Origin of the sequence: Vibrio thalassae, from assembly GCF_900089835.1 — a bacterium.
GTDB lineage: Bacteria > Pseudomonadota > Gammaproteobacteria > Enterobacterales > Vibrionaceae > Vibrio > Vibrio thalassae.
Window position 1 is genome coordinate 1 of the sequence record NZ_OANU01000115.1, and the last position, 3220, is coordinate 3220.

Sequence of the window (3220 nt, forward strand, 5' to 3'; positions counted from 1 at the left end):
ATAACTCTCCCAGTTCATAGGTATGCGTTAGGCGCTGATATTCCGCCATTGCCCCAGGGCGGGCTCGCACTTTGTTAACAAATATGATCTAACAGCACCAAATCCATAATCATACAGCTACTTTCGCTTTAAACTTAATCGAACACCTATCAGTCGTCCGAGATACTCGATCAGATGTTAATCAGAAGCATGACCTTAAAGACGTTATGTCCTTTGTGATTAGCGTCATCACTTCTGGGTGCGAAGAATGGCGAGATCAACGTTGTAAGGCGGCTTTGTTGCCGAATTCAGCGAAAGAGTAAACGCTAGCTAAGTCGTTCGTATTTTAAACAACATACTGAGTTTCGGGCATACCTATCCCAGTTAACTTTTTGAGTACTTTGATCATGGCGTAAGCTTCACCAACTTGTGCGTTGTAATTTCGAAGCGTGAGTGAAGCGCCTAGTAATTGTTTTACGCGATACATAGCGGTCTCCAACAATGACCCTTGTGCTAACCATACTTCTGCTTCTACTTTTTGTTCGAGCCATAGAGCTTTTGGCAGCCAACTGCCAGATTGCGTGGATGCCCTTTTTCCCAGAAAGCTGCACCCTCACGCGGAGGAATTAAAGGGGCGTCGTTGAATAAATCCTGACTCTTATACACAAATTGGCAACTAGTGATCGACCTAGTAGGCGATTGGAGAAATCATGGGCTATCACTTACCTCAATATCTTTATTAGCATGTTTACACTCATTCACAATACAACCGACTGGGCTCAAGCCATGTTCGGTTACGCCCAGATCGGTGATAAGCCCTTAACAAAGCTCCTTTGATTCCTAAATTGGATTTGAAATCTCGGATTTGTACTATCATTGTTGTATAAGAAAAACAACTAACAGTAATCATTAACACTTCGTCGGTTGGATTCGGGACTAACTATCATAGGGTAGACAGAACGATGATTGAATCCAAAAAATACAGCTTCTATTTTATTTTTAAAATAGCAATGATGGCATTGGCCATACTGGCAATTGTGCTGTTCTCGTTTGTTCGAGAGTATCGAGGTGAACCAAAAGTCAACTCTATATTCGACTTCTCACATTACCCCCACACCCTTGCGCTAACCAACACCTACACGGTGCTAGAACAACCGTCTACCGAAAAATTGCAATTAGAGGCAGGGGAAACTGTCAATATTGGTTTTTATATGGCGACCCATAAAGGTGTTGACGATTGGCGTTCAGTATTAACTTATTACAATGATCACGTTGATTTCACTGCGACGGAATTTTCCATCTCGCAAAGATTAGATGCGCTCAATTTATCTAATATTGATTTGTTATTTATTATGTGGCCTGAAGATGCATTCACGACCGCTGAAATCAATGCCATGGAAACGCATTTAACCCGTGGAGCAAGAATATTTTTTATCGGTGAGCATGGTGGCTTTACACCCACAGAAAACCAACATATTACAGATGCGATCGTTGCCCTTGGTGGCAATATTTATGTCGGTACAAAATCGATTACTAACACAAAGGAACACACTCGCACTAATAACCATTTAAATAACCATCCATTGATGGCAGGTGTTAATAAGGTGCACTCCTCGACTTTTGCTGATCTATTTATTGAAGACACGATATCACAAGCCGTGGTGGTGGGGACTAATGCAGATGGTTTGGATTACATTACTGTTGCCGATCAGGCGCTATTCAATGGGCGAGTCACTGTTATAGCGGATTATAATTGGATGAATGGGCCTACAAGTGGGCCCGCCTCTCAGAATTTGTATCTCGAAAATTTGGATTTTCTGGATAATCTCGCCATCTATTCCAACCAGTTCGTTAATATCGTTGAAGACGGTGGTAGCCCGAATGCGGTGTTTTTTGCCTTCAAAACCTTAGAGCAAGTGATTTTGGGGCGTGAATCTGCGACAAATTTAAGCAAAACAGATTATGCCGATGCGGGGATCACAGGGGTTGATGACAATAACCTTGCGTATGTGAATAGAGAGCTCGCCACAGGTAATTACCGGACTACCGCTGAAATTCAAGCCATGGTCGATGGTTCCCCTGGTTATCAAAATGTAGTGGCACTGGTGTCTGGCTCAAACACAACTGTCACGCTAACGGCTGACCAACTGAATGCGATCAGTGGTGTATCGGGTGCCGATCCTAATTATGAATCCCTTTATGGTGAAGCCCTCGCTAGCGCCGCTGACGACGGACAATTTCTTGACCGCGATAATCCAACAACGACTGAAATTAACACCGTGATTGCGGCGGTCAACACCATCGCTGATGTTTCAACTGGCACGCAACCGACCAGTGCATTGACTACCACTAATTTGGAAGATGCGGGTATCACTGGCGCAACCACAACCAGCATTATGGGCATAGCGGATCAACTTGCTACCAATACGTTGACCAGCGTGACCGATATGCAAAACATGGTCACGGGCTATGTGTCTGTTGTGGATGACATAAATAACAATACTAATGGCACAGGTGTCACCGCGACGGAGTTGAATGCCATTGTTGGCGTCATAGGCGCAGAAACTACCAACGAAGCTTTTTACAGTGAAGTTTTAAATACCGCGACCTTTGTGGACAGTAACAATCCAACCCCTGCTGAAGTTCAAACTGTTGTTACTGCAGTGAATGTGATTACAGATACGATTACCAATGGTGGTAATGCTGCAAGTACCTTAGAGCAAGGAGATTTAGAGGTCGTTGGTATAACTGGCTTAAACGGTAATAATATCGATGACGTTGTTGAACAAATCGCGACGGGAGAGCTGACCACGATTGCAGACATCCAAAACGCAGTGGACGGCTTTAACGCCATTGTTGAAGATGTCGATGGCAACAGTGACGGCACATTAGCCACCGCAGCGCAAATCAATGCGCTTGCAGGCATATCGGATGCGATAGACAGTAATCAGAGCTTATACGCTGAAGCGTTGAGTAGTCTAGAGAGTCAAACCTTAACCAATCAACAAATCATTGATGCTGTATCAGCAGTGAATGATTTAGCCGATTTCATTGCCAATGGCGCGAACGCCACGGCGACGCTTGAACAAAATGAGCTTGAAGCGATGGGCGTCACTGGTCTAGATATGGTCAGTACACCCCAGATTGTCAATCAAATCGCGACGGGAGAGCTGACCACGATTGCAGCTATTCAAAGTGCAGTGGATGGTTTTAACGCCATTGTTGAAGACATCGACGGCAA

1 protein-coding gene and 1 pseudogene are annotated in these 3220 nt (G+C 44.3%); one reads left to right on the top strand and one right to left on the bottom strand.

Going from position 1 to position 3220, the window contains the following annotated elements; genetic code table 11:
* Nucleotides 1-325 precede the first annotated feature (325 nt).
* A pseudogene (locus VTH8203_RS19950) lies at nt 326-609 on the bottom strand (IS5/IS1182 family transposase); the annotation flags it as partial.
* A 332-nt stretch (nt 610-941) separates the two neighbouring features.
* Here VTH8203_RS19950 and VTH8203_RS19955 point away from each other — a divergent pair.
* A partial coding sequence (locus tag VTH8203_RS19955; RefSeq protein ID WP_208617781.1) for a YhgE/Pip domain-containing protein occupies nt 942-3220 on the top strand: 2279 nt, incomplete at its 3' end.